Here is a 424-nt window from a genome sequence, read left to right as displayed (position 1 = left end):
GCGCTAGAGAGCGTGCATGCCGCGCTTGCCGACCACTATGCCGGCCAGGACATCGTCGAAGTCGTCCGTCTCGATGTTTCGGCCAAGCTGCCGCGCGTCAACGCAGTCGAGCTTGCTGGCCAGGACACGATGAAACTCTACGTCTTCGGCCAGCCGGGCGGCGAGCATATCAATCTCGTGGCGCTGCTCGACAATCTCGGCAAGGGCGCCTCCGGTGCCGCTGTGCAGAACATGGACCTGATGCTCAGCGCTTGAAGCGCGCGCGATTGCGATCCTGAGACATTCTACCGGTTGAAACGGGCTGTCATACCTGTCCGAAGGACGGTGCATTTCGGCGCAAGTTGGTAACAACACGTTTCCCATGTCGGCCGGAGCTGTTTGCTCAACCGGCTGTCGTATTCTAAACTGGCAATCGATGTGGTAT

General features: G+C 59.4%; 1 pseudogene. It reads left to right on the top strand.

The features are described 5' to 3' along the window. Positions 1–255, top strand: a pseudogene (locus AC1D0P_RS30350) (N-acetyl-gamma-glutamyl-phosphate reductase); the annotation flags it as partial. Positions 256–424 lie beyond the last annotated feature (169 nt).

This window comes from Polaromonas sp. P1_G2 (assembly GCF_056405515.1).
Note: the sequence above shows the minus strand (reverse complement) of the source record. Positions and strands in the feature narration are given on the sequence as shown.